Source organism: Lysinibacillus sp. NPDC093216 (genome assembly GCF_050280325.1).
Lineage (GTDB): Bacteria > Bacillota > Bacilli > Bacillales_A > Planococcaceae > Lysinibacillus.
This window is the reverse complement of the sequence record NZ_JBNNVB010000027.1, coordinates 34,303-60,654: the sequence shown is the minus strand read 5'-3', so window position 1 is coordinate 60,654 and position 26,352 is coordinate 34,303. Positions and strand designations below refer to the sequence as shown.

The 26,352-nt window shown below is 40.4% G+C and carries 26 protein-coding genes and 1 riboswitch; of the genes, 6 read left to right on the top strand and 20 right to left on the bottom strand.

Annotated elements, in window-relative coordinates:
• Window positions 1-170: 170 nt before the first annotated feature.
• Window positions 171-965, bottom strand: a complete 795-nt coding sequence (locus ACQKOG_RS22180; protein ID WP_370083699.1) for a carbon-nitrogen family hydrolase — start codon at window positions 963-965, stop codon at window positions 171-173.
• An 82-nt stretch (window positions 966-1,047) separates the two neighbouring features.
• Complete coding sequence (locus ACQKOG_RS22175; RefSeq protein WP_370083701.1) at window positions 1,048-1,842, bottom strand: PhzF family phenazine biosynthesis protein; 795 nt, start codon at window positions 1,840-1,842, stop codon at window positions 1,048-1,050.
• A 107-nt stretch (window positions 1,843-1,949) separates the two neighbouring features.
• On the opposite strand from ACQKOG_RS22175, the gene ACQKOG_RS22170 reads away from it, so the two are divergent.
• The 6 genes from ACQKOG_RS22170 (at window position 1,950) to ACQKOG_RS22145 (ending at window position 7,687) form a co-directional block, all read left to right on the top strand.
• Window positions 1,950-3,119: a pyridoxal phosphate-dependent aminotransferase gene (locus ACQKOG_RS22170; RefSeq protein WP_427448275.1), complete on the top strand. Its 1,170-nt coding sequence runs from the start codon at window positions 1,950-1,952 to the stop codon at window positions 3,117-3,119.
• 187 nt (window positions 3,120-3,306) lie between these two features.
• Window positions 3,307-3,411: riboswitch (SAM riboswitch) on the top strand.
• Between the two features lie 90 nt (window positions 3,412-3,501).
• The gene (locus ACQKOG_RS22165; protein WP_370083705.1) at window positions 3,502-4,335 is read left to right on the top strand and encodes a MetQ/NlpA family ABC transporter substrate-binding protein; all 834 of its coding nucleotides are present in this window, start codon (window positions 3,502-3,504) and stop codon (window positions 4,333-4,335) included.
• A gap of 105 nt (window positions 4,336-4,440) precedes the next feature.
• Entirely contained in the window at window positions 4,441-5,466 is a 1,026-nt protein-coding gene (locus tag ACQKOG_RS22160; RefSeq protein ID WP_370083707.1) for a methionine ABC transporter ATP-binding protein, read from the top strand.
• Window positions 5,459-6,130, top strand: coding sequence for a methionine ABC transporter permease (locus ACQKOG_RS22155; protein ID WP_370083709.1), 672 nt, complete (start codon window positions 5,459-5,461; stop codon window positions 6,128-6,130). The genes ACQKOG_RS22160 and ACQKOG_RS22155 overlap by 8 nt, the downstream gene beginning before the upstream one ends.
• Window positions 6,131-6,143: 13 nt before the next feature.
• Window positions 6,144-7,304, top strand: coding sequence for an alpha-hydroxy acid oxidase (locus ACQKOG_RS22150; RefSeq protein ID WP_427448274.1), 1,161 nt, complete (start codon window positions 6,144-6,146; stop codon window positions 7,302-7,304).
• Between the two features lie 128 nt (window positions 7,305-7,432).
• Window positions 7,433-7,687, top strand: coding sequence for a hypothetical protein (locus ACQKOG_RS22145; protein ID WP_427448273.1), 255 nt, complete (start codon window positions 7,433-7,435; stop codon window positions 7,685-7,687).
• A gap of 707 nt (window positions 7,688-8,394) precedes the next feature.
• Here the strand turns inward: ACQKOG_RS22145 and ACQKOG_RS22140 are convergent.
• The 18 genes from ACQKOG_RS22140 to menC all read right to left on the bottom strand — a co-directional run bounded on the left by ACQKOG_RS22140 (window position 8,395) and on the right by menC (window position 26,351).
• The gene (locus ACQKOG_RS22140; protein WP_427448272.1) at window positions 8,395-8,697 is read right to left on the bottom strand and encodes a hypothetical protein; all 303 of its coding nucleotides are present in this window, start codon (window positions 8,695-8,697) and stop codon (window positions 8,395-8,397) included.
• A 249-nt stretch (window positions 8,698-8,946) separates the two neighbouring features.
• Window positions 8,947-10,146 (bottom strand): glycine C-acetyltransferase, encoded by a 1,200-nt coding sequence (locus ACQKOG_RS22135; protein WP_427448271.1) that lies wholly within the window; start codon window positions 10,144-10,146, stop codon window positions 8,947-8,949.
• 58 nt (window positions 10,147-10,204) lie between these two features.
• A complete protein-coding gene (locus ACQKOG_RS22130) occupies window positions 10,205-11,281 on the bottom strand; it encodes a nucleotide kinase (protein WP_370082451.1) in 1,077 nt (358 codons plus the stop codon).
• Window positions 11,282-11,380: 99 nt separating this feature from the next.
• Window positions 11,381-12,016, bottom strand: coding sequence for a YczE/YyaS/YitT family protein (locus tag ACQKOG_RS22125; protein WP_370082453.1), 636 nt, complete (start codon window positions 12,014-12,016; stop codon window positions 11,381-11,383).
• Window positions 12,017-12,123: 107 nt separating this feature from the next.
• On the bottom strand, window positions 12,124-12,618 hold the full coding sequence (gene ybaK, locus ACQKOG_RS22120) for a Cys-tRNA(Pro) deacylase (RefSeq protein WP_370082455.1): 495 nt from the start codon (window positions 12,616-12,618) through the stop codon (window positions 12,124-12,126).
• A 24-nt stretch (window positions 12,619-12,642) separates the two neighbouring features.
• Window positions 12,643-13,359 (bottom strand): hypothetical protein, encoded by a 717-nt coding sequence (locus ACQKOG_RS22115; protein WP_427448270.1) that lies wholly within the window; start codon window positions 13,357-13,359, stop codon window positions 12,643-12,645.
• Between the two features lie 310 nt (window positions 13,360-13,669).
• Complete coding sequence (locus ACQKOG_RS22110) at window positions 13,670-14,233, bottom strand: VanZ family protein (RefSeq protein ID WP_370082460.1); 564 nt, start codon at window positions 14,231-14,233, stop codon at window positions 13,670-13,672.
• 249 nt (window positions 14,234-14,482) lie between these two features.
• Entirely contained in the window at window positions 14,483-16,021 is a 1,539-nt protein-coding gene (locus ACQKOG_RS22105) for an acyl-CoA carboxylase subunit beta (protein ID WP_370082462.1), read from the bottom strand.
• 389 nt (window positions 16,022-16,410) lie between these two features.
• Window positions 16,411-17,193 carry an enoyl-CoA hydratase gene (locus ACQKOG_RS22100; RefSeq protein WP_370082464.1) on the bottom strand — a complete coding sequence of 261 codons (783 nt, stop codon included), beginning with the start codon at window positions 17,191-17,193 and terminating at the stop codon, window positions 16,411-16,413.
• Window positions 17,190-18,107 carry a hydroxymethylglutaryl-CoA lyase gene (locus ACQKOG_RS22095; protein WP_427448269.1) on the bottom strand — a complete coding sequence of 306 codons (918 nt, stop codon included), beginning with the start codon at window positions 18,105-18,107 and terminating at the stop codon, window positions 17,190-17,192. The genes ACQKOG_RS22100 and ACQKOG_RS22095 overlap by 4 nt, the downstream gene beginning before the upstream one ends.
• A gap of 12 nt (window positions 18,108-18,119) precedes the next feature.
• Entirely contained in the window at window positions 18,120-18,332 is a 213-nt protein-coding gene (locus tag ACQKOG_RS22090; protein ID WP_031418413.1) for an acetyl-CoA carboxylase biotin carboxyl carrier protein subunit, read from the bottom strand.
• A 72-nt stretch (window positions 18,333-18,404) separates the two neighbouring features.
• Window positions 18,405-19,763 carry an acetyl-CoA carboxylase biotin carboxylase subunit gene (locus ACQKOG_RS22085; RefSeq protein ID WP_370082468.1) on the bottom strand — a complete coding sequence of 453 codons (1,359 nt, stop codon included), beginning with the start codon at window positions 19,761-19,763 and terminating at the stop codon, window positions 18,405-18,407.
• A 16-nt stretch (window positions 19,764-19,779) separates the two neighbouring features.
• Complete coding sequence (locus ACQKOG_RS22080; RefSeq protein ID WP_427448267.1) at window positions 19,780-21,414, bottom strand: AMP-binding protein; 1,635 nt, start codon at window positions 21,412-21,414, stop codon at window positions 19,780-19,782.
• 30 nt (window positions 21,415-21,444) lie between these two features.
• A complete protein-coding gene (locus ACQKOG_RS22075) occupies window positions 21,445-22,587 on the bottom strand; it encodes an acyl-CoA dehydrogenase (RefSeq protein ID WP_370082471.1) in 1,143 nt (380 codons plus the stop codon).
• 87 nt (window positions 22,588-22,674) lie between these two features.
• Window positions 22,675-23,331, bottom strand: a complete 657-nt coding sequence (locus ACQKOG_RS22070) for a TetR/AcrR family transcriptional regulator (protein ID WP_370082530.1) — start codon at window positions 23,329-23,331, stop codon at window positions 22,675-22,677.
• A 524-nt stretch (window positions 23,332-23,855) separates the two neighbouring features.
• The gene (locus ACQKOG_RS22065) at window positions 23,856-24,050 is read right to left on the bottom strand and encodes a hypothetical protein (protein WP_370082473.1); all 195 of its coding nucleotides are present in this window, start codon (window positions 24,048-24,050) and stop codon (window positions 23,856-23,858) included.
• Window positions 24,051-24,114: 64 nt separating this feature from the next.
• Complete coding sequence (locus ACQKOG_RS22060; RefSeq protein WP_370082475.1) at window positions 24,115-25,167, bottom strand: YkvI family membrane protein; 1,053 nt, start codon at window positions 25,165-25,167, stop codon at window positions 24,115-24,117.
• A gap of 77 nt (window positions 25,168-25,244) precedes the next feature.
• A complete protein-coding gene (gene menC / locus ACQKOG_RS22055; RefSeq protein ID WP_370082477.1) occupies window positions 25,245-26,351 on the bottom strand; it encodes an o-succinylbenzoate synthase in 1,107 nt (368 codons plus the stop codon).
• Between the last annotated feature and the right edge of the window lies 1 nt (window position 26,352).

Below are 26,352 nucleotides of genomic sequence, written 5' to 3'. Positions count from 1 at the left end.
TCAGCGATGTTCGCTACTTTATCAGCGATGTTCGCTACTTTATCAGCGATGTTCGCTACTTTATCAGCGATGTTCGCTACTTTATCAGCGATGTTCGCTACTTTATCAGCGATGTTCACCATGCCTAGCACGCTCAACATCGCTTTGCTCCTTGAGCGTGCTAGCAGATTTTAGTTTTCGGTAACAACTCCGTTATATAATCCTGGTCTGCGGTCGTCATAAACAGGAATTCGGCCTCGTACTTCGTCGACAATTGAAAAGTCCACGTCGATGACAGCTACTTCTTCGTCCTCTGCACCAACCCACAGCACTTCGCCCCATGGTTGAATAATCATTGATTGACCATTGAAGTTTTCTACCTTTCTAGAAATGCGATTAACAGCGATCACAAAGCATTGATTTTCAATGGCACGTGCTTGCAACAATGTTTTCCAATGATCGATACGCGGTGTCGGCCATTGCGCCGGTACGAACAAGACCTTTGCACCTTCTAAGGCGTGAGCACGTAGCCATTCTGGGAAGCGAATATCGTAGCAAATCACGCCTGCAGCCTCGATTTCTCCAAGTGCATAGCGATTCATCTCATCCCCAGCTTCTAAATATAAATGCTCGTCCATCAAACGGAAAAGATGTGCCTTGTTATATTCACCTACTAACTCACCATTTTTATCAAACGTATACATCGTGTTGTAAAATTTATCGCCCTTCTTCGTTGAAACAGAGCCACCAACAATATGTACGCCAAGCTCTTTCGCTAGGTTTGATAAAAATGCTTTCGAACGATCTCCATCCACATCTGCAAGCTCTGATAATTTTTCAAGAGCATAGCCTGAATTCCACATTTCTGGTAGTACAATAATTTCTGCACCTTTTTTTGCCGCTTCACGAATCTTGTCCTCAGCGCGAGCAAAATTTTCTTCTACTTTGCCAAAACCTACGTTTAATTGGATACAACCAATTTTCATTGCTATTCCTCCTCTAGACAGTACTGTTCTGTATTTATACTACAATAAATCAACCTTACTTCCATGGTTTAAGCTCAAATATTTAGATTAATATTTCACCACTCAATACTTGAACAGCCGAACCCGCAATTGCCACATCTTTTATTTTTGGTGTAACGTACAATAATCCACCACGTTTTGAAAGCTGTTTGCTAACGATACTTTCTTTTGATAATTTTTCACACCAGTAAGGTCCTAGCGCACCATGAGTGGAACCATTTACATGATCCTCATCAATGCCTTGTGCTGGAGAAAAGAATCTTGAGACAATATCAATCCCCTCATCTTTAGAACGGCTTGTAATACAAACACCACGTACCGGGAACTGTTTCATCGCACGAAAATCAGCTTTAAAGTCTGCAATATACTCTTCGTGACTTAGCTCCACTATATAATCCAATTCTGTTTTCCCTACATATGTTGGTTTCACACCAAGCCATTCCTCAAGCTCCAAAGGACATTCAATCTCTTCTAACTGGTACTTCTTAATTGTTATTTCAACTAGTTCATTCAACCAATTTGCTTGTAAAGGACCGCTTACAGTCTGGAATGTAAGCGAAGAATTGACGGGTACAATTCCTTGTTTCCAAAGTAAAAAAGCGCTAGCGATTGTTCCATGTCCACAAATCGGTATTTCCTTTGCTGGCGTAAACCATCTAAGAAAAAAATCATGATCCTTCTTTTGGACAAAAGCTGTTGTTGGTACGGGTATCTCCTGAGCAATTTTCTGCATGGTCGACTCAGGTATTGGTGAATCAAGTAAACAGACTGCTGCGGGATTTCCCTTATAAAGTTCTGTAGTAAAAGCATTGACGATAAAATACGAGACTTTATTCAATTTTCCTCACCTCATATACTATTGGGCTCTAGACAATTACTAAAAAAAGTAATATTATGTGCATCATATCTTTAATAATTATTATATTCTGAAAAAGGTGGACATGCATGGAATTCTCAAAAAAACTACAGCTACTTCCAACTCAATTTTTTGCAGCACTTGTGCAAAAAGTAAACGCTGCTCTTGCTGAAGGGCGTGATGTTATTAATCTTGGTCAAGGTAATCCAGATCAACCCACTCCTCCACATATTATTAAAGCATTGCAGGAGGCGGCAGAAAATCCTCAAAATCATAAATACTCTCCATTTCATGGCATAGCAGAATTACGCCAAGCAGCTGCAAGTTTCTACAAACGCGAATACAATGTTGACATTGATCCTGACACAGAAGTAGCTATTCTCGGTGGTACGAAAATTGGTCTTGTTGAGTTACCGTTAGCCGTTTTAAACCCTGGTGATACTATGCTATTACCCGATCCTGGATATCCAGATTACTTATCAGGTGTCGTATTAGGCGATGTTAATTTTGAAGTTATGCCTCTTTTTGCAGAAAATAATTTTCTGCCTGATTATAATGCTTTATCCGATGCAGTAAAAGAAAAGGCGAAGATGCTTTACTTGAATTACCCGAATAACCCAACTGGCGGTACTGCAACACTTGAATTTTTCGAGGAAACAGTACGCTTTGCAAAAGAGCACAATATTATCGTAGCACATGATTTTGCCTACGGGGCGATTGGATTTGACGGCAATAAACCTATCAGCTTCCTGCAAGCTGACAGTGCAAAAGATGCCGGTATCGAAATGTATACATTATCCAAAACGTATAATATGGCAGGCTGGCGCATTGGTTTTGCAGTTGGTAACCCTGATATTGTTGCAGCCATTAACCTTATTCAAGATCATCTATTTTGTAGTCAATTCCCTGCCGTGCAACAAGCCGCGGCAGTTGCACTTACTGCTTCCCAGAGTTGCGCGGATAAACTAAGTGCGACTTATGAGCGTCGACGAAACGTCCTGATCGAAGAAGCTCAGCGAATTGGTTGGCAAGTAACAGCACCGAGAGGCTCTTTCTTTGCATGGCTCCCTGTTCCATTAGGTTTTACGAGTGAACAATTTGCCGATTTATTGCTCGACAAAGCTGATATCGCAGTAGCTGCAGGCAATGGCTTCGGTCAATATGGTGAAGGCTATGTGCGGGTTGGCTTACTTGTTAGCGAAGACCGCTTACGTGAAGCGATCAGTAGAATTGAAAAATTAAACTTATTTAACTCATGAAGTAGACTCTACCCGAAAAAATGTTCCATTAGCTCAAACTTGCTATGGGAACGGTTTTGTCTCTTTCTTGCGGATTCTTTCGCAACTAAATATTATAACAAAATAAAAAATTTTAAAAATTCAATTGACTTACTATATCCTATAATTTATATTAGTTCTATCGGATTTACAAAAAAATATTATAAATCTCTTATCAAGAGTAGCTGAGGGACTGGCCCTATGAAGCTCGGCAACCTCCTTTTTTAAGGAAGGTGCTAAATCCTGCAAACGATCATCGTTTGAAAGATAAGAGAGGACACTTTTTTATGAGCCTCTCTTAATTTTTTTAAGAGAGTTTTTTTTATTTTCAAAAACCGATAAAAAAACTTTGGAGGTATGTTTCATGAAAAAGAAAAATAAAATTTTATTAGGTTTAGCAAGTCTCACATTAGTAGCAGCATTAGTAGGCTGTGGTACTAAAGAAAATAGTAAGGATAGTCAAAGTAAGGCTATTAATGAAAATAAGATTGTAGTAGGTGTAACTTCTGGTCCACACGAACAAATTGCTGAGGTTGTAGCAAAAGTTGCCAAAGAAAATGGCTTAGAGGTAGAAGTAAAATCTTTCTCTGATTATGTTTTACCAAATACATCGTTAGCAGAGGGCGATCTTGATGTAAACAGTTATCAACACAAGCCATTCCTCGAGACATTTAACAAAGATCACAATACAGATTTAGTGCCAGTTGGAAAAACAATTTTAAATCCTCTAGGCATATACTCTGAGAAATATAAATCATTTGATGACGTTCCTGATGGTGCAACGTTCGGATTACCAAATGATCCAACAAACGGGGCTCGTGCTCTATTTGTCCTTCAAGAGGCGGGCTATATTAAATTAAAAGACGGTGCAGACTTAACAGCATCTATTCGCGATGTGGAAGAAAACAAAAAGAATTTGAAATTCATTGAATTAGAGGCTGCACAAATTCCAAAACAGCTTAGTGAAGTAGATGTAGCAGCTATTAATACAAACTTCGCTCTTGATGCTGGCATTAATCCTAAAAAAGACTCCATTCTTTTAGAATCTACGGACTCTCCATATGTGAATTACATTGTAGTACGTGCCGAAAACAAAGATGACCCAACGATCAAAAAATTTGTTGAAGCTTATCAATCTGATGAGGTACGCAATTTTATTGAAAAAGAATTCCAAGGCTCTGTAATTCCAAGCTGGTAAGTGACGATTAAGGACCATTCATAAAATCAAGAATCTGCGGGACTCCTACAGGAAAGCTAGCAGATTCTTGATTTATAGAAGGACTAAGAAAGGAGATATCACCGTATGATTCAACTAGAAAATATAACAAAAGAATTTAAAACTAAAAATGGTATCGTCAAAGCAGTAGATGGTATTAACTTGCATGTCAAAAAAGGTGAAATTCATGGGGTTATTGGCTACAGTGGTGCAGGAAAAAGTACTCTTATTCGCTGTGTCAATTTATTAGAACGTCCAACAACAGGAAAGGTATTAATCGATCATGTAGATATTACTTCCCTTTCTCTAAACGACCTTCGCAAAACTCGTCAAAAAATCGGGATGATATTCCAGCATTTTAACCTTTTAAAAACAGCGACTGTTTACAACAATATCTCGGTACCATTAAAGCTTCTAGGCTATAACGACTCCGAAGTGAAAAAACGCGTTGCAAAATATGCAGAAATTGTTGGCCTAACAGAGAAATTAGATAGCTATCCTAGCCAGCTTTCAGGTGGTCAAAAGCAACGTGTCGCTATTGCACGTGCCCTTGCCCAAGAGCCTGAGATTTTGCTCAGTGATGAAGCGACAAGTGCACTCGACCCCGAAACAACTGACGCCATTCTTGAGCTTCTCTTGAAAATTAATCGCGAGCTAGGCATCACTATTTTACTCATTACACATGAAATGAATGTTATTCAAAAAATTTGCGACGATGTATCTGTTCTTGAATCAGGGGCGGTTGTGGAATACGGCTCTGCTATAGACCTATTTTCAAAGCCTCAGCATCCAACGACACGAAAGTTTTTAAATACCATTTCTCAACGTAATTTATCCCCTTCCCTTATCGAGCAATTAAATGTTTCAGGAAGTGTTATTCGTTTAACATTCCTTGGTGAAAGTACAGGGAAACCATTACTAGCAGAAGTGAGTAAAGTTTATGATGTTCAACCGAATATTTTAACCGCCAATATCATTGAATTAAAAAACGGCATTGTCGGTAATATTGTCGTGCATCTACACGGTGAAGCACATATCGTAGAAAAAGCACTTAAGTATTTTACAGAAAACGGAGTAAGCGTTGAGGAATTAGGAGGCGAATTAAATGAATAGCATTCAAAGCTTCTTTGCAGATTGGTCAGATGTTATTGGGAAATCCATTATCGAAACCTTCCAAATGGTCGGGATTTCATTATTTTTCTCTATTTTAATAGGGATCCCATTAGGGCTTTTAATTGTTTTAACTCGCCCAGGACAATCGTTTGAAAATAAATTTCTCTATCAATTTTTCAATTTATTTATTAATATTATCCGCTCTGTACCGTTCATTATTTTACTATTCTTCATTTTACCGTTTACGAAGCTAATCGTCGGCACAACTATTGGTGTAAAAGGTGTTATTGTACCGCTTGTTGTTTATACAACGCCTTATATTGCGCGACTTATGGAAACTGCACTTTTAGAAGTTGATCCGGGTGTTGTGGAAGCTTATACAGCAATGGGTATTAAACGTCGTCATATTATTTGGAATGTCTTATTACGAGAGGCGCGCCCATCCATTATTTTAGGTTTAACGATTGCCACAATCGGTCTTATAGGAGCAACAGCAATGGCAGGAATGGTTGGTGCTGGTGGTCTAGGTGATCTCGCATACCGTTACGGTCATTTACGCTATGAGGTCGATGTAATGTATGCGACAGTGTTTATCTTAATCATTCTTGTTCAGATTATTCAATCAATAGGTAACCGCTTTGCTGCGAAGTTAAAAAAAGATTAGTAGGAGGATTATGATGACAAAGACAACACATAGCGATCTACTATTAAAAAATATTAATGCACAAGCCCCCTTTCCTATTTGCTTTGCAGATTTAGAAAAGGCAGTTGCAGAAAAAATGGAAGCTGGTCCGTTTGGTTACATCCGTTCAGGCGCTGGCGGTGAGCAAACATTAAGGAATAACCGTACAGCCTTTGAAAAATACTCTATTATTCCACGCTTTTTACAGGATGTTTCAAGTATTGATACATCAATTGAACTGTTCGGAAAAGTACACCCAACTCCGTTCTTATTTGCTCCTGTTGGCATGAACAGAATGGCGCATGACGAAGGAGAGCTAGCCGTAGCACGTGCAGCTGATCAATTAAAAATCCCTTATATTCAAAGCACAGTTTCAAGCTACGCACTCGAGGATGTGGCACAAACAGCTCCCACTGCTACTAAATGGTTTCAATTATATTGGTCAACAAATGAGGAAATTGCCTATAGTATGGCCGCTCGAGCCGAGGCTGCCGGTTTTGAGGCTATCGTTTTAACTGTAGATACAGTCATGCTTGGCTGGCGTGAAGAAGATGTTCGCAATCAATTTTCACCATTAAAGCTTGGGTATGCACGAGGAAACTATATGAATGACCCTATTTTTACTGCTTCCTTACCAGATGATTCATTTGAGTCATATGTACAAGGCGTGTTGCAAAATATATTCCATCCAACATTAAATTGGGACAATGTACGTGAATTAAAGCGCCGTTCGAATCTCCCTATTTTGTTAAAGGGAATCTTACATCCTGAAGACGCAAAACTAGCTATAGAAAACGGCATTGACGGAATTATCGTATCCAACCATGGTGGCCGCCAATTGGATGGCGTAATTGGTTCACTTGATGCACTTCCTGGCATTGTGAAAGCTGTAAATGGGCAAATTCCTGTTATTTTAGATAGCGGTGTATATCGTGGTATGGATGCTCTTAAAGCACTCGCTTTAGGAGCAGATGCAGTTGCCATCGGTCGCCCCTTCGTCTACGGACTTGCTTTAGCAGGACAGCAAGGAGTCGAAAAAGTAATGACGAATTTATATGATGAATTAAAAGTTTCAATCGCATTAGCGGGGGCAACATCTATAAAAGGACTTCGCGATATCACATTGGTGAAAAAAGATGGAGTCGATAGTAAATAAATTTAATACTGATGAACGCTAAAAGCAGCGTAAGTCATTCACTCAAAATAAAGCGGTCCTGCATTTCGAGGTGGCGATCCGTCTCTTCGAGGGTTTTATCCGGCATTTCGGGGCGGCTTTCCGTCTCTTTGACGTTTCTATCCGTCTCTTCAGGGGGTTCTTTCCGTCGCTTTGTCGTTTCTATCCGTCTCTTCGAGGGTTCTTTCCGTCACTTTGGCTCTTCTTTCCATCACTCTGTCGGGGCTTTCCATGATTTTGGCTGTTCTATCCACGACTTTGGCGGGGCTATCCACGATTTTGGCTGTTCTATCCACGACTTTGACGGTTCTTTCCGTCGCTCTGTCTTCTATCCGTCTCTTCAGGGTAGCTTTCCGTCGCTTTGACGTTTCTTTCCGTCACTTTGGCTCTTCTTTCCGTCACTTCGGCCTTTCTATCCGTCGCTCTGTCTTGTATCCGTCACTTCGGGGGTGCTTTCCGTCGCTTTGACGTTTCTTTCCGTCGCTTTGGCTCTTCTTTCCGTCACTTCGGCCTTTCTATCCGTCACTCTGTCTTATATCCGTCACTTCGAGGGTGCTTTCCGTCGCTTTGACGTTTCTTTCCGTCGCTTTGGCTCTTCTTTCCATCACTCTGTCGGGGCTATCCATGATTTTGGCTGTTCTATCCACGACTTTGACGGTTCTTTCCGTCGCTCTGTCTTCTATCCGTCTCTTCAGGGTAGCTTTCCGTCGCTTTGACGTTTCTTTCCGTCACTTTGGCTCTTCTTTCCGTCACTTCGGCCTTTCTATCCGTCGCTCTGTCTTGTATCCGTCACTTCGGGGGTGCTTTCCGTCGCTTTGACGTTTCTTTCCGTCGCTTTGGCTCTTCTTTCCGTCACTTCGACCTTTCTATCCGTCGCTCTGTCTTGTATCCGTCACTTCGAGGGTGCTTTCCGTCGCTCTGACGTTACTATCCGTCGTTTTGACTCTTCTTTCCGTCGCTTCGGCCTTTCTATCCGTCGCTCTGTCTTGTATCCGTCACTTCGAGGGTGCTTTCCGTCGCTTTGACGTTTCTTTCCGTCGCTTTGGCTCTTCTTTCCGTCACTTCGACCTTTCTATCCGTCGCTCTGTCTTGTATCCGTCACTTCGGGGGTGCTTTCCGTCGCTCTGACGTTTCTATCCGTCGTTTTGGCTCTTCTTTCCGTCACTTCGGCCTTTCTATCCGTCGCTCTGACGTTTCTATCCGTCGTTTTGACTCTTCTTTCCATCACTCTGTAGGGGCTATCCATGATTTTGGCTGTTCTATCCACGACTTTGACGATTCTATCCACGATTTCGGCTGCTTTATCCACGACTTTGACGATTCTATCCGTCGCTTTGACCATTCTTTCGATCACTTCGCCGGTGCTTTCCGTCACTTTGGCCCTCTATCCGTCACTTCGATGGTTCTTTCCGTCACTTTGGCCCTTCTATCCGTCACTTCGATGGTTCTTTCCGTCGCTCTGTCTTCTACCTGTCACTTTGGAGGGCGCTTTCCGTCACTTTGGTCCTTCTATCCGTCACTTCGCCTCTTCTATCCGTCGCTCCATCTTCTATCCATCACTTCGACCTTTCTATCCGTCTGAATCTAAAAAAGGGCTACCTCACAATTGAGGCAGCCCCATTTCTTATTGAATAACGCCTAGCTCACGACCGACTTTTTCATAGATTGCTAGAGCGTCGTCCAGCATTTCTTTTGTATGTGCCGCTGTAGGCATGTTACGAACACGTCCTGTGCCTTTTGGAACCGTTGGGAAAACGATTGATTTAGCGTAGACGCCCTCTTCAAATAGGCGACGTGAAAATTCCTGCGTAAGCTTTTCATCACCAATAATACATGGTGTAATTGGTGTTTCAGATGCACCGATATTAAAGCCTAGCTTAGCAAGACCCGCTTTTAAATAATCGCCATTTTTCCACAACTTATCGTGAAGCTCTGTTGAGTCAATCAGCATTTGTACTGCTGCTGTAATTGCTGCTACATCACCTGGTGGTAATGCTGTTGAGAATAAAAATGGACGAGAACGTACTTTTAGCCAGTCAATTAAATTTTTCTTACCTGCTACATATCCACCAACAACACCAATTGCTTTAGAAAGTGTACCAATTTGGAAGTCAATTTCTTTTTCTAAACCGAAATGCTTCACAGTACCCTTTCCTTTACCTGTTACGCCTGATCCGTGTGCATCATCGACGTATGTTATTAACTCAAACTCTTTCGCAATCTCAACGATTTCTGGTAATTTTGCAATATCACCGTCCATTGAGAATACACCATCAGTAATGACCATGACTTTATTGTATAAGCCTGATTCTTTTGCTTCCTTTGCCTTCGCACGTAAATCGTCCATATCTGAGTGATTAAAGGCAATGATTTTCGCACGTGATAAACGACAGCCATCAATAATCGATGCATGGTTTAATTGGTCTGAAAGAATCGCATCATTTTTATCCATAACAGCTGAAATAGCTGCCATATTACAGTTAAAACCTGATTGGTAAGAGATCGCTGCTTCTGTACCTTTAAATTCAGCAAGCTTTTCCTCTAATTTTACATGTAAATCAAGTGTGCCATTAATTGTACGAACTGCTCCAGCCCCTACACCGTATGTCTCAATTGTTTCTTTAGCAATACGCTTTAACTCTGCATTCGTTGCTAAGCCAAGATAGTTGTTTGATGATAGATTAATTAGATTTTTGCTACGTACCTGAATAATTGGTCCGTTTGCTCCCTCTACTGGATCAATTTCATTGTATAAGCCTTGATCGTGTAAGGCTTTTAGGTTTTCATCTAAAAATGCATTCAATACTTTTGACAAGCGTATCATCCTTTCCTAGGAACACTATTCTAGTTCCTAGTGTAGCACAAGCATACTATTAGAAAAATTACTTTGTTAATCTTTCGAATAGTGGGGCAGTTTTTTCTCGCCAAAGGGATGATGATATACAATTATCTAATAATCGACGGACAGTATACTCCGCTTCTGCGTAACGCTTCGAATAACCCATTGCATCCTGCATCGCCTCTTTATACTTTGCCCGAATATCTTCAATTCGAACTTCTGCTTCCTGTGAAATTGCGCAATGTTTCCCTATATCGAAAATTTCATCCCCTAGTCTTCCGTCCTGTGGGTCAAAGATATGAGGCTCTGTACTATCAAAAATACAGAAATTCAATTCCGGGATAATAACCATGTCAACCGAGTTTGAATCCAAGCCACACCAAATAATTTGTGCATCAAGTCCTCTTGCATTTGCTTCGTCTGCTAAACCTTTCATTAAAGAAGATTTACCTGTACCTGGCTTCCCTTTGATCATCAATCTTTTAGATACATTTTTTGTTATGCTATCTACTGTATTTTCGGCGCCTCTCGGTGTTAATGTTCCGAGTAAGCGATGGGTGCGCATTCCTGTTTTGTTTAAGACGATTGATTGGAAAACATCTGTCTTTAAATTTTCAACCTGATCATTCAACGCCTGCCAGTTCATACAACTCTGAGTGACTACTTCCCAATCATCATGGATCTTTATAGCATTATTAAGCTTCGAAATACACTTCTCACACCATGACTCTCGTTCCGTCATTGCATCAGCGAGCTGTTCGCCGACCCTTTCAAGCTGAATTTCTTCTAAGCAATCATAAAATGACATCACCCGATGCTTTGTTCCAAGGAAAACCGGTTCAATCCCCCACCCCGATGACCATACAAATAGTCGATTACATCCTTGAACATACACTGCCTCAACAATATCCTCCAGCAAAGCATGCTTGAACCACTCCACTGCAAAGCCTTGCTTCACATAAAAATACCCAAGCTCTTTAAGAAGCTCTGATCCTTTAAACGTCGGTGCACCCTGCAAAATATAAACTAATTCAGCCTCATCCATCATTTCTTTATATAAATGTTTAATTCCTTGCCCAGTCAGTGCGTGTCCATAATAGTAGGTCACATTTCCGTTCAATTTCGATCCCCCTTTATCTTATGCCTTGCATTATATGAAGGAACCTTAAAAAAAATGAAGAGCTACTTTTATTTTTTACAAATAAAAGTAGCTTCTTATTTAATAGAATGGCTTCATGCCCTCTATATTACCAATACACTTCATCAATACCTTTCGACAATAAGGTAACGAATATTGCACAATATAGCCTGATGTTAAAGCAATCATCACAGTGCCAACGCCAACAGGACCTCCGAGTAACCAGCCAAGAATTGTTACAAGCACCTCGATACCCATTCGTGCTGTTTTAATCGTTCCTCCAAATTTTTCAACAAGAATCATCATTAATGTATCCCGAGGACCTGCCCCCATATTCGGAGCAATATACATACCACAGCCAAAACTTAAAACAAATAAACCTACCACAAAATAAGTTATCTGTATGCCATAAATATTTGTTGACGGCAATAGCCAATTAAAAACATCTATAAAAGATCCGATAAGTAGCATATTGAGCCATGTCCCGATTTTTGGCCATTCTCTTAAAACAATTGAAGTTGAAATAACAATTAAAAGCCCTGTTAAAATAGACCATGTACCAATTGATAAACCCAAATTCTGAAATAAACCCACATGCAACACATCCCAAGGGCTCGTTCCTACGATTTTCCCTTTAATGGACATTGTAATTCCAAGCGACATCACTATTAAGCCACCAATAAAAAACGTCCAACGCCACCCCGTAATTTTCCTCATTTCATATCCTTCTCTCTATGTATGATATTGCTCTAACAGCACCCTATTTTCTACAAAAATCCTACTCTTACTTCCTGACAACTTAAATAAAAAAACTACCCAGCATATCATTCTTGGGTAGTGATAATTGGTGCGAGCTTTGCCTTTGTTGCAGCGACTAAATCATCTAGTTGTACATGGATTTGCATGCCGATTTTCCCGGCACTTACAATAATACTTCCTTGCTCTTGAGCCGACGCGTCGATGACAGTTGGATAAAGCTTTTTCATCCCGATTGGAGAGCATCCGCCTCGTACATAGCCTGTATAGCTGAGCAACTCCTTGACAGGGAGCATGTCGATTTTCTTCTCGCCTACAACCTTTGCAGCAGCTTTTAAATCAAGCTCATCTGCTACAGGGATAACAAATACAAAAAGCTTTTGTGCACTTGCCTTTGCTACTAATGTTTTGAAAACGCGAGAAACTGGGTGACCAATTTTTTCAGCAACCGAAATTCCGTCAACTTGGCCGTCACCAGTCTCATATTCAATTACTTCGAACTGTATTTTTTGTTGCTCCAACAATCTTATAGCATTCGTTTTTGCATGCTTTGCCTTAGCCATGTTAAAAAACTCCCATCTGCAGCATTAGGCTATCATGGAGAACATAGAGTCACTTCCTGGTGGATAGCCATCTTTCGCCATTTGTATATGAGTAGCATATTTTTCAGAAGCGTATTTAAATGTTCGCGCCTTATATGCCTCTGCATAACTCTTACCGAAAATTGTATCTGCAAATGGATCCAATTTCAATTCCTTCGAAAAACGTTCTGGTACTTTAACTTCAATTACTTCACGTACAAAAGTAGGCTCATCTAGATCACTTTCATCTAGCTCTTGGCCATTTAATTGTGCTTGCATTTGTTGTATTTGAGCATTTGCACTTGCCGCTACACGTAAATCTTGTGGTGATGGCTGCGCGGGTGCTAGCGCTGTATTCCTCACCTGATCTAAAATTTGTAACGTCTCCTCATCTACATGCTCTAGCTGTGAATTTTCAAGAGCTTCAGGCTTTTGCGTTTGCTCATGAGCGAGCACATTCTTTTTCGTTTGTTGCAAATCTTGAATGATTGCTTGCTGTTGAGGCGTAATTTCGTTGGATTCCTCTTTTTGTTGCTCATAGAGTTCTTGATCTGTATGCCCTAAAAGTAAATTTTCTAGCTCAAGCAATAACGGATTTTTCTTTGGCTGAAAATACAGTGAGTTTTTTCGATATGCATCACCCGCTTGTTTTCGCTGTAAAATCTTTTTACGATTATACTGTGATGTAATTCTTTCTTGTTCTATTAAACTTGATAGTTTCATATAAATTCACCTCGGCTTTCTTATTTAATATGCAAGTTAAATAATAGATATGATAATCTCTTCTCTAATAGTTTCTGTACACTAATTATCGGAATTTTCTTTACCAAATTCAAGAACAAATTAATACTAAGCTCCTAAAGGAATAATCCCTTTTCGATAAAACAAGCACAAAGACCTATCATCAAATTCGTTTTTTCGTTCATTTATTACTGTAATATATAATTTCAATAAAAATTATTACTGTTACCACTTTATAAATGGTGTTAATTCACCACTAAAAAAACAGTCCCTCAGCAAGGACTGTTTGTTTCTATCTATCTTTTTTAGGTTTAATAAGTATACTTTTATAGGCTAAGTAACCAAGCCATGCTCCGAGTGTATTTAAAATTAAATCATCAATATCTGCCGACCCAACTGTAAAAATAAACTGGATAGTTTCTACCGCTAGACTAGAGAAAAAGCCTGCCCAAATAACTGTCCGAGCTTTACGAAACTTTTTTGATAATAACGGAAGTAAAAAGCCCATTGGGGTAAATATTAATAAATTGCCTAGTAAATTAATAATAATGATATCCAAATTAAAATACTGAGAGTAATTTATATAGCGAAGAATTGTATCAAAGGGAATAAAATTTGTGGTTAAACGCCAGTCACTATAATCAAACAGCCCTAATTCATTTAGGGAATATTCGCCATTTAATAAAATAATGATTACATTCACAAGACGATCAATGACCAGTTTATAAAAAGCTATAACGGAATAAATACAAAAAAATATCCAACCTGTTACCTTGATTGGTAAATAATATGTATCTATCAATGAACGATAAGGTAATGGTAGCTTGGCACTACCCTGTATATTATTTTTTGTCATGCCTATACCACCTACTTCCCTATATCCTCTCATCATTTTAATATGCTCCACTTCCCCAAGCAAGTGGTAATAATAAGATGGGTAAAGCGTTTTAAAGCATACTAGCATATTAGGAGTACTTTTTCCCTCTATACTATACGTTTGTCCAGGTTCAATTAGAAAGACAAATAAACAAATTTTAACAAAATACCCCCTCAGATGAACAAAAAAAGCTGCCTCAATTTAACTGAGACAGCATTCTTTCAGACTTTATACTGGATTTACTCCGTGCTTACGTTCTGAGAATAATAAGTACTTCGACATATACAGCTCTAAACGTGATTCAAGTGCTTTTCTTAAATCATTTGGCTCAATAACATCGTCAATGATTAGCTCTGAAGCTAGACGATAAACATCGATTTCCTCTTGATATTCCTTGCGTTTCTCTGCAATAAAGCTCGCTTGCTCCTCTTTTGGAAGTTCAGCAATTTTATTTGCATATACTGCGTTGACCGCTGCCTCCGGGCCCATTACAGCAATTTGTGCGTTGGAAAGCGCAATACAGCAGTCTGGCTCAAAAGCCGGACCTGCCATTGCATACAGCCCTGCACCATATGCCTTACGAACAATGACCGTTAATTTAGGGACAGTCGCCTCACTCATGGCAAAAATCATTTTCGCACCATGGCGTATAATCCCAGCTTTTTCAACTTGCGTACCAATCATAAAGCCTGGTACATCTGCAAGGAAAAGAAGCGGAATATTGAAAGCATCACAAAGAGAAATGAACTTTGCTGCTTTATCAGCTGAATCATGGAACAAAACGCCACCCTTTACGCGCGGTTGATTGGCGATAATTCCAACGGATTGCCCATTAATGCGCCCTAATCCAGTAATTAATTCTGGAGCGAATAATTTTTTCACTTCACAAAACGAATCTTCATCAATAATACGTTCAATTAGTTTATACATATCAAAAGGAACGTTTTGATTTTTTGGTATTAGCTCTTCAATCGATTTATCAAATGAAGCTGGTGGCTTTGGAGCCTCTACCTTACCGCGCTCTGCATAATTATTCGGGAAGTAGCTCAAATATTTACGAGCATAGGCAATTGCTTCCTGCTCGCTTTTAGCAAGTACATCTCCGCAACCGGAAACAGAACAGTGCATTTTCGCTCCACCCATCGTTTCCAAATCTACCTTCTCACCAATAACCATTTCCGCCATACGCGGGGATCCTAAATACATCGATGCATTGCCCTCTACCATGACCACAATATCGCAGAATGCAGGGATATAGGCACCTCCTGCTGCAGAAGGTCCAAACAGTAAACATATTTGAGGGATTTTACCTGAAAGCTTTACCTGATTATAGAAAATGCGTCCTGCTCCTCTTCGACCAGGAAACATTTCTAATTGGTCAGTAATACGTGCACCTGCCGAATCGACTAGATACAGTAATGGGCAATTTAGCTTTTCGGCTGTTTCTTGAATACGAATCATTTTTTCTACTGTACGTTTACCCCAAGAGCCAGCTTTAATCGTCGAATCGTTTGCTAATACACAAACAGTACGGCCATGGATTTTACCGATTCCTGTTACAACGCCATCTGCCGGTAAGTCACCAGCTAAGCAGTTTGCGTACAAGCCATCCTCTGATTGCAGCCCATCATCTAATAATAATTCGAGTCGTTCACGTACAAATAGTTTTCCTTGCTGCGCATTTTTATCGTGATATTTTGGTAGACCACCTGCTAAAATTTGTTCCTTCATTGTTTTAGTCGTATTTTCTGTCGGTACATTGCTCATATTTAATTCCTCCTTTTGCCCATTCGGTTACGCCTTAACATAATTGCGATAGCACTTCGTATAACTTCTTCCTTACATTACAATAATCGGTTCATCACCCTAGCGTGGGGTTGATTTCCGTTACGGCTGGACGCTTTGCCGCTGACGCTTCGCTTTCGCGCAGAGCAGAGCTTCCTGGGGGCGTCCGATGAGCCGCTTCACTCGCGGGGCTCGCTCCAGGGTCTCATCTGTGACGTTGATCCCCAAGGAGTCGCCAGCCTCCACTCCAATCAACTTATACATGTGGCATACTTTTAAAAAATATATCCACAACTTTTTGATGATGAGCATAGATTTTATTGTTTTTAAAATCCTACTTTAAAACCATTCAAAATCCTTCATCAGAGTCTTTACTTCCCTAAGTATTGCGGTGTTCGCTTTTCTTGGAAAGCGAGTAAGCCCTCTAATCGATCTTCAGTAGGAATCAGAGCATTATATGCAAGTGATTCGATTTTTAAACCCGTAGCTAAATCTACTTCAACCCCTTGATTCATGGCGATTTTCGCCTGAACTAAAGAAAGTGGAGCATTCTTTGCCATTTCGAGTGCAAGCTGCTGCGCCTTTTCAAGTACTTCATGCCCCTCATGAACATACTCCACAATACCGTAGCTTCTCGCTTCCTCTGCATTTAATCGACGTGCTGTATAAATTAATTCCTTCGCTTTTCCAATGCCAATTAGTCGTGGAAGTCGTTGCGTGCCTCCTGCCCCTGGGATGATGCCGAGAGATGTTTCCGTAAGGCCAATCTTTGCATGTGCAGCTGCAAGACGTAAATCACAGGCTAACGCTAGTTCGAGTCCGCCACCAAAAGCAACACCATTTAGTACGGCGATAACTGGTTGAGCGAGTGCTTCTACCTTTGCTACCGTCGCCCCGATTAATTGCACAATCTGCTTTACTTGTCGGTCTGGCATCCCTTTACGCTCTTTTAAATCTGCTCCTGCGCAAAAAGCTTTTTCCCCTGCTCCTGTTAGTAAGACAACTCGCACGGCCGGGTCACCGTTTATGTTGTCGAGAGTCGTGCTAAGTTCTTGGAGAAGTTGTACTGACATTGCATTCGCAGCTTCAGGTCTTGAAAGTGTAATAAGCCCAATGCAACCATCTAATAATTCAAAACGAACGAGTTGCGTCATAATTGACTCGCACTCCTTTCATTACGGGCAATCGCCATTTGTTTAGAGGCAACTGCTTTCCCTAGTTTCTGTTCAATAAATAGCGCAGCCTCTAGCACTTTATTCAGCTCTACACCCGTTTTAATACCCATTTCATCTAATAAATACAGTAAATCTTCCGTAGCTACATTACCTGATGCTCCTTTGGCATACGGACAGCCACCAAGTCCACCAAGCGCACTATCAAACTTCGTAATTCCCATTTTTAAAGATTGAACAATATTCGCTAGTGCTGTGCCACGTGTATCATGAAAATGCATCGTGAAATTTTCCGCAGGGTATCTTTTTAGCAATTCTTCTAAAAGACTTTCCACCTGTGTCGGTACACCAACACCAATCGTGTCACCCAGCGAAATTTCATCGACACCCATTTCTAATAATTTTTCTGTTACTCGTAAAACCTTTTCTGGTTGTATGTAGCCTTCATACGGGCACCCAATTACCGTTGAGATATAGCCTCGTACATTTTTATGCGCTGCCTTTGCCCCTACCACAACTTCCTGTAATATCGGAAATGTTTCATTAATCGATTTATTAATATTACTTTGATTATGGCTTTCACTTGCCGACATAAACACGCTCACTTCATCTACTTCAGCCTGCAATGCACGTTCTAATCCACGCATGTTCGGTACTAGTGCCGCATACGTGATATCTTTTTGGCGTTTAATGGCTTGAAGCACCTCCACTGCATCAGCCAGCTGTGGAATCCACTTCGGATGCACAAAAGAAGTTACCTCGATATAATTCAATCCAGTTTGACTAAGTAAATTCACTAACTGTACTTTATCGGCAGTTGCAAGATGCGTTTTCTCATTTTGCAAACCGTCACGAGGACCCACTTCCTTTAACGTGACATGCTTTGGTAGCTGCATAAAGAAACCTCCTTATTCGATTTCTAAAATATCATCATCAACGTTAATGAAATCCCCTTCGTTCGCAATGATTTTTGTGACCACGCCATCTTCTTCTGCTGCAATAGGAATCTCCATTTTCATCGACTCTAAAATTGCCACATCTTGTCCTGCTGTCACTTTCTCGCCCTCTGCTACAACGATTTTCCATACTGTTCCTGCCATGCTCGCTTTAACTGTTGCCATTGTAAATCCCTCCAAATGTATGAATGTACGTCTAGCGCATTCGCACTAATATTTAAGTGCGAATGCTTTAATTTATTTTGTCTCTGCTAATTGCGGTAGATAATATTCTTCTACAAATTTAGTTGTTGTATAGCCCTTTAAAAATTGTTCATGTGTGACTGTTTTCAGTAGCATTGGAATATTTGTTTGAATTCCTTCTACTTTATACGCTTTAAGCGCCTCGATAAGTCGTTCACACGCAATTGCTCGTGTTTCTCCCCACACTACTAATTTGCTAATCATCGGATCGTAAAAAGGTGTTACCGAAGTGCCAGCCTCTACGCCACATTCATGGCGAATACCTTCACCTGTTGGTAATTCAAAAGCCGTGATTGTGCCTGGAGAAGGGAAAAAGGTCGAAGGATTTTCGGCGTAGATGCGTACTTCAATCGCATGCCCTTTTCTTTGAATACTATCGCGCGTAAATGCTAATGGTTGTTTTGCCGCAATCTTTAATTGCTCCTCTACAAGATCCAGTTTCGTAATTTCCTCAGTCACCGGATGTTCCACTTGTAAGCGTGTATTCATCTCTAAAAAATAAAAGTTTTGCTCCGCATCTACTAAATACTCAATCGTTCCAGCATTCACATATCCAATATGCTGAACTGCCTTGACTGAAGCATCTAACATACTTTTTCTTGTTGCTTCAGAAATGAAAGGAGATGGTGCTTCCTCAACTACTTTTTGATTTCTACGTTGAATCGAGCACTCCCGTTCAAATAGTGGTACGACATTGCCATCATGATCCGCAATAATTTGTACCTCGACGTGATGAGGATTAGCAATAAATCGTTCCATATACATCGTGCCATCACCAAAGAATGACTGTGCACGCTTTTGATTTCCTTCAAAGGCTTTTGCCAATTCTTCTGCATTTTCTACGAGCTGCATTCCGATACCCCCGCCGCCAGCAGAAGCTTTTAACATAATCGGATAGCCTAGACGGGCAGCAATTTCAATAGCTTCTGTTACATCTTTCACCGGTGTCTCTACGCCTTCAACAATTGGTACACCTGCTGCCTTCATTGTTTTTCGGGCTTCTAATTTACTCCCCATCGAAGCAATCACGTCCGCGCTTGGCCCAATAAAAACTAAGCCCGCCTCTGTACAACGTTTAGCAAACTCAGCGTTTTCTGATAATAAGCCATAGCCTGGATGAACAGCTTCAGCACCGCTTTCCTTCGCTACTTCAAGAATACGATCAATATTTAAATAACTTTGTGCAACAGGTGGTTTTCCGATACAGAACGCCTCATCCGCTTCCTTAACATGTAAGCTTTCAGCGTCTGCCTCGGAATACACCGCAACTGTTAGGACATTTAGTCGTTTGCATGTTCTAATAACGCGTCTTGCTATCTCTCCACGATTTGCAATTAAAACCTTTTTGAACATAACACCGGCCCCCTTCTTACTTCACTGCTGGAACAAAACTCTCTCGTAATCTATACTTTTGAACTTTTCCTGATGCAGTCATCGGATAGTCGTCGATAAAGAAAATATGTCGTGGTATTTTATGTCTAGAGATTTTATCCCGACAATAATCTCGAATTTCTTCCTCTGTTGCCTGCTCTTCTTCACGCAAAATGATCCAAGCTGCCGCTTCCTCTCCATAAACAGGATCAGGAACACCTGCAACCTGTACATCTGCAATTTTCGGGTGTGTGTAAAGGAATTCTTCAATTTCTCGAGGAGATATATTTTCACCGCCGCGAATAATCATATCTTTTAAACGCCCTGTTACACGTACATAGCCCGCCTCATCCATCGTTGCAAAATCCCCGGTATGCAGCCAACCAGCCCCATCAATTGCAAGAAGCGTTTCTTCTTGGTTTTTATAGTAGCCTTTCATGACGTGGTAGCCTCTCGTACATAGCTCCCCTTGCTCATTTGGCGCAGCTTCTTCGTCTGTACCAGGAACGACGATTCTAACTTCCAGATTCGGCAATGCACGGCCAACGGTTTCTACCTTTAACAATAGCGGGTCATCTGCTCTCGTTTGTGTAATAACAGGCGAGGATTCTGTTTGTCCGTAACAGATCGTAACATCCTTCATTCCCATTTTGTCGATCACGGCTTTCATCACCTCAATAGGACAATTAGAGCCTGCCATTACTCCAGTGCGTAACGTTGATAGATCGAAAGACGAAAAATTCGGTAAATTAAGTTCGCTAATGAACATCGTTGGTACACCATGTAACGCTGTACATTTCTCTTTTTCAACTGTTTGTAGCACTTCAGTAGGTGAAAATTCCTGCACTGGTACCATCGTCCCGCCACTAGTCGTAATTGCTAATGTGCCAATTACACAGCCAAAGCAATGGAAGAATGGAACAGGGATGCATAAGCGATCTTCGTATGTTAAACCCATACATTCTGCAATATTAATCGCATTATTAACTAAGTTATAATGCGTTAACATAACACCTTTCGGAAAACCTGTTGTTCCCGAAGTATATTGAACATTAATAACATCATCATAATGAAGCTCTTGCTGCCTTTGATCTAATTGCTCCTCTGTTATTTGCTTTGCAGCCGATAACACATCAGACCAGTTTAGCACTCCGGGGTATTTTGTCTCGCCAATTAAAATAACATTTTTCAATAAAGGCAGTCGCTTTGATTGCAAATTACCCGGTTCACAATGTTCAAGCTCTGGACATAACTCTTGCAGTGTATTCATAAAAGAATGGTCTCGATAATTTTCAATTAAAATAATCGTTTTTGCATCGGATTGCTTCAATAAATATTCCAACTCACTTGAGCGATAATTCGTGTTGACAGTGACGATCGGAGCACCCATTTTACCTGTACCAAATTGCAGCTGTACCCATTCCGGGACATTGGTCGTCCATACTGCAATATGCTCGCCCTTCTCTATTCCAAGAGCCATTAACCCTCTAGCTACTAAACGACTTTGCCGATTGAGCTCCTCGTAGGTCATTCGTAAATTCCTGTCTGCATACACTAATGCTTCCCGCTGTGGATATTTTTCCGATTGTTCGTCTAGCAATTGACCAATAGTTTGATACACAAGTTCTGCCATGAAAATCCTCCTTTTATGCTATTTAAGAAATTAACAGCCAATTAAACGAGAAATAACGAGACGTTGAATTTCAGACGTTCCCTCACCGATTTCCATTAACTTAATGTCACGCAGATGACGCTCTACGTCGTATTCTTTCATATAACCTGAACCGCCATGAATTTGAATGGCTTGATTACAAGTCCGGAAGCCCATTTCAGAAGCAAATAATTTTGCCATTGCCGCTTCCTTACCGAACGGTTTCTTTTGATCTTTAAGCCATGCCGCCTTATGTACTAACGTACGTGCAAGCTCTATCTCCATTGCCATATCGGCCAATTTAAATTGTATTGCCTGTAGTTTTGAAATGGGTGCACCAAATTGTTCACGTTCTTTTGCGTATTTTAATGATTTCTCATAAGCTGCCTGTGCAATTCCTACAGATAATGCAGCAATGGAAATACGCCCTCCGTCTAAAGTATTTAAAAATTGGCTAAATCCGCGTTTTTCATCCCCTAAAAGATTAGCCCTTGGTACACGAACATTTTGCAAAATAATCTCACATGTATTGGAACCACGTACGCCCATTTTGTCGTAATTGCAGTTGATCGTTACGCCAGGAGTATTAGTTGGCACAATGATAGCTGAGATAATTTTTTTACCATCTTCACGTTTACCTGTCACTGCAGTCACAATAATTTGACGTGCATGGCCAGCATTTGTGATCCAGCATTTTTCACCATTAATGATGTAATCATCACCATCAATTACGGCTGTTGTACGTGTCCCACCAGCATCTGAACCTGCATTGGGCTCTGTTAGACCAAACGAACCTAATGTTTCTCCCTTCGCTAACGGAACAAGCCATTCCTGCTTTTGCTCCTCTGTACCGAAATTATAAATAGGCGAAGCACCTAGGCTAACTGCTGCTGCATAGCTTAATCCTGTGCCGCCACACGCACGACCGATTTCTTCAACAGCAAGTGCGTAAGAAACAGTATCTCCGCCTGAACCGCCATACTCTTCAGGAAACGGAATACCTAATAAGCCTAGCTCTGCCATCTTTTCAAAGCTCTCTATTCTCATCGTCGATGTCTCGTCAACCTCACGAGCATACGGTTTAATTTCATTTTCAGCAAAATCACGTACCATGTCTCGAATCATTGCTTGCTCTTTCGTTAGTTCAAAGTTCATCCCCAGTCCCCCTAATGTTTAATGTGCCATAGCGGATTTCGTTCAGATGTCAGTTGCAATAAATAAATACCGACTAGTCGGTTTGTTTTAAATATTAATAAAACCAGTCTCTTCCTTCGCTGCTGGCTTCTCCTTAACCATAAATTGAACTGCTTCTTCCATTGCTTGTTCAGTGACAATCGCACGCAATACCATATCCGTAAAGACTTCTGTAATTTCCTCCATTGTTAATGGACCTGATTGCTTAAACCATTTGTATGTCCAGTTAATCATCCCAACAATAGCCATCGTTACAATAGTACAAGGTAGTTCTGTACGAAAATCCTTTGTTTGCTGGCCTTCCTCTATGACTTTTTGTAAAATATCCCGATATTGATCTCGTTTTTTATGAATAATTTCACTATATTCCTCTGGCAATGAACGGCTTTCCTCATAAAAAACAGTAATATGTGCTTGATACACATCAAATACTTGGGTCAGTGTTTGTAGCATCGCACATAAACGTGTAATCGGTGTATCGTATTTGTCATATGCCTCCTGCGACTGTTTAATAACATACGAAATAAATACATCGTGAATTTCATACAACAATTCATCTTTCGATTTAAAATTATGATAAAATCCACCCTTTGATGCACCGATGTATTCAACAATGCGATCAACAGTTACATTGTGATAGCCATCTTGCTGAAATAGCACTACAGAAGCGTCAACAATGCGTTGTTTTAACGTTTTCTTTACCATAGGCATCTATCATCCTTCTTTATAACTCTTTACTCCATCACTCTTTATAATTAGAAAAAGTTTTGGGTCATCACCATATTGTGTAGTTGATTTCCGTTCCGGCTGGGCGCTTTCCTGGGGGCGTCCGATGAGCCGCTTGGGGCAACAGGATGTTGGTCACGAAGGCGTTATCACAGGACGTGATGCTTTTAGCCTTCGTTCCCCTATGTGCTCGCTCCAGGGTCTCGGGCCAACACGATGTTGGTCACGAAGGCGTTATCACAGGATGTGATGGTTTTAGCCTTCGTTCCTCTATCGCTGATCCCCGAGGAGTCGCCCAGCCTCCACTCCAATCAACTTACGCACATGGTATATGTTTTAGCAAAATGCCATCCCATCTATCGGTGACGAAACCTAATTTTTCTTAATTATAAAAAAACTATGACACCATTAATATAGCATTCACAAAAATTGGTGTCTAGCACCATAGTAGATTTTATTTAAAATTACGAGAATTTATTTTACATAAAGCAGAATTTTTCAAATCACCACATATCAATTTCGCCTCGGTCTAATTGTAGCTGACGCTTCGCTTTCGCACAGAAAACATTTGTAGCTGTCGCTTCGCTTTCGGTACAAGAGAGATTTGTAACTGCCGTTTCACTTACGTTACATAAAACACTTGCTGAATGAAGATACGCAAACATACAATTACTGTATGATTTCCAACTTGTTTTCATTACTAAAATCCAAAAAAAATTCTCTAGCGCTGTATAAAAACACTAGAGAATCCCAAAAACATGATTATGAAGCTTTTGGTATTTTACGTAACCACGAGATGATGATTGCAATAATTAATGCAAAGCCTAAATACCCCATTGTTGAATAAACCTTCCCAACTAATGTCGTGAACCCTACTAAACTCGCGACAAAGCCTATTAAACCAATCACCACGATACCTATTTTAAAATATTTATGATCAGGTGCTATAAAACGTACTGCAAACGCATAAAGCATCCCTACAGCTGTATTGTACATCATGCCTAATAAAGCAATGGACATTAAGATACCCACTACAGGATGAATTTGTTTTGCTAGCTCTAATGTCGGCATTGCTGCCCCACCAACTACGTCCATTTTAACGAACATAGCGATATTAATTAGTATGATTAAGACACCGAGCATTAAACCCCCAAGAAGACCGCCTAAACCAGCAATCTTGCGCTCTTTTACTGTTCCCCCCATAACAATTAACATCGCAGTACCAGCAGCTATGTTATAAGATACATAGAGAAGTGCCCCCAATATCCAATTTGAAGCCGCAGATGTTTGCTCTTGCGCTAACACATTCTGTTCTGCGATGGTTAAGTCCATTGTGAAAATGGAGTAAATTAAAATAATAAAAACGATCCCCATTAAATATGGTGTCACTAAAGCTATTATATTAATAATATTTTTTACATTTAATAGCAATGTTAAAATCGTAATGATTACCATAAAAATACTGCCTATCATCGGATTTATATTAAACATTTGCTCGAATGTTGACCCCGATCCAGCAAACATAACAACCGCAACACCAAATAAGAAGAATGTAATGACAATATCTAATAGTACCCCTACATAACGTCCCCCAATTTGATAGATAACCTCTTTATGAGAGGTCGTTTGCGAATCTGCTCCTAATTGCGCTAGACTCATCCCTAAAAAGGCAAATGCGATTGTTGCGACAATTCCCCCAGCTATGCCGTAAAGACCGAAGCTCGTAAAGTATTGCATAATTTCTTGTCCTGATGCAAAGCCAGCACCAACGATTAATCCTACAAATGCGCCACCTATCTGCCAACTTTTTTTCATAGAACACCTGCTTTTTCTAATCAATTATTTTCATAGGCTTCCTAACGAAATATCATTCTTGTACTACTCAAGCCACGTTATTTATATGTTTTCTGCGCTGCTGTGAATAAATCGATTGTCTCCCTATTCACTTCATAGCCGATCCCCGCTTTTTGCGGAACTTCAATATAACCGTCCTTCACTATAACTTCTGGATCAATGATATCTTTTTCCCAATAACGGCTTGAGCCTGCAGTATCTCCAGGTAAAATAAAATTCGATAATGTAGTTAATGCCACATTATGTGCACGACCAATACCAGACTCCAGCATGCCGCCACACCAGACCGGGATGTTATTTGCTTCACAATAATCATGTATTTTCTTCGCTTCTGTTAAGCCACCAACACGTCCAATTTTTATATTAATAATTTTAGTACTGCCTAACTCAACAGCTTTACGTGCATCTTCTAATGAATGGATACTTTCGTCTAAGCAGATTGGCGTCTCGATTAACTTTTGTAATGCAGCGTGGTCAATGATGTCATCCGACGCCAATGGCTGCTCGATCATTGTTAAATTAAATGCATCTAGCTGTTTAAGTGTTTCAGCATCTGTGAGACGATAAGCTGAGTTCGCATCCGCCATAAACGCCACATCAGGGAACGTTTCACGTAATGTACGCATTACTGCCACATCCCAACCTGGCTTAATTTTGATTTTCATTCGTTTATAGCCTTCATTCACAAAGCCATCTACTACCGCTACTAAATCCTCGATTGATTGTTGAATACCGATACTGATCCCTACCTCAATATTGTCCTTCTTGCCACCAAGTGCCGCCGCGAGAGATTGATTCGTCTGTTGGGCATAAATATCCCAAATAGCACCTTCTATCGTTGATTTCGCCATATTATTTTTACGAATCGGTTTAAATAGCTCATTGACCTCATCTGGATGCTGAAGCTCTTTATTTAAAATAAGAGGAATTAAAAAATCTTCTAGCATATGCCAATTCGTTTGCAATGTTTCCTCGTTGTACCACGGTGAATGGAACGCTACAGATTCTCCCCAACCGATTGTCCCTGCCTCATCCTTGGCCTCTAAAACTAAAAAATCTTTATCATTAAATGTACCAAAGCTAGTTGTAAATGGTTCTTTTAATTTCATCTTTAAATGTCGAATTGTAATTTCTTTAATTTTCATA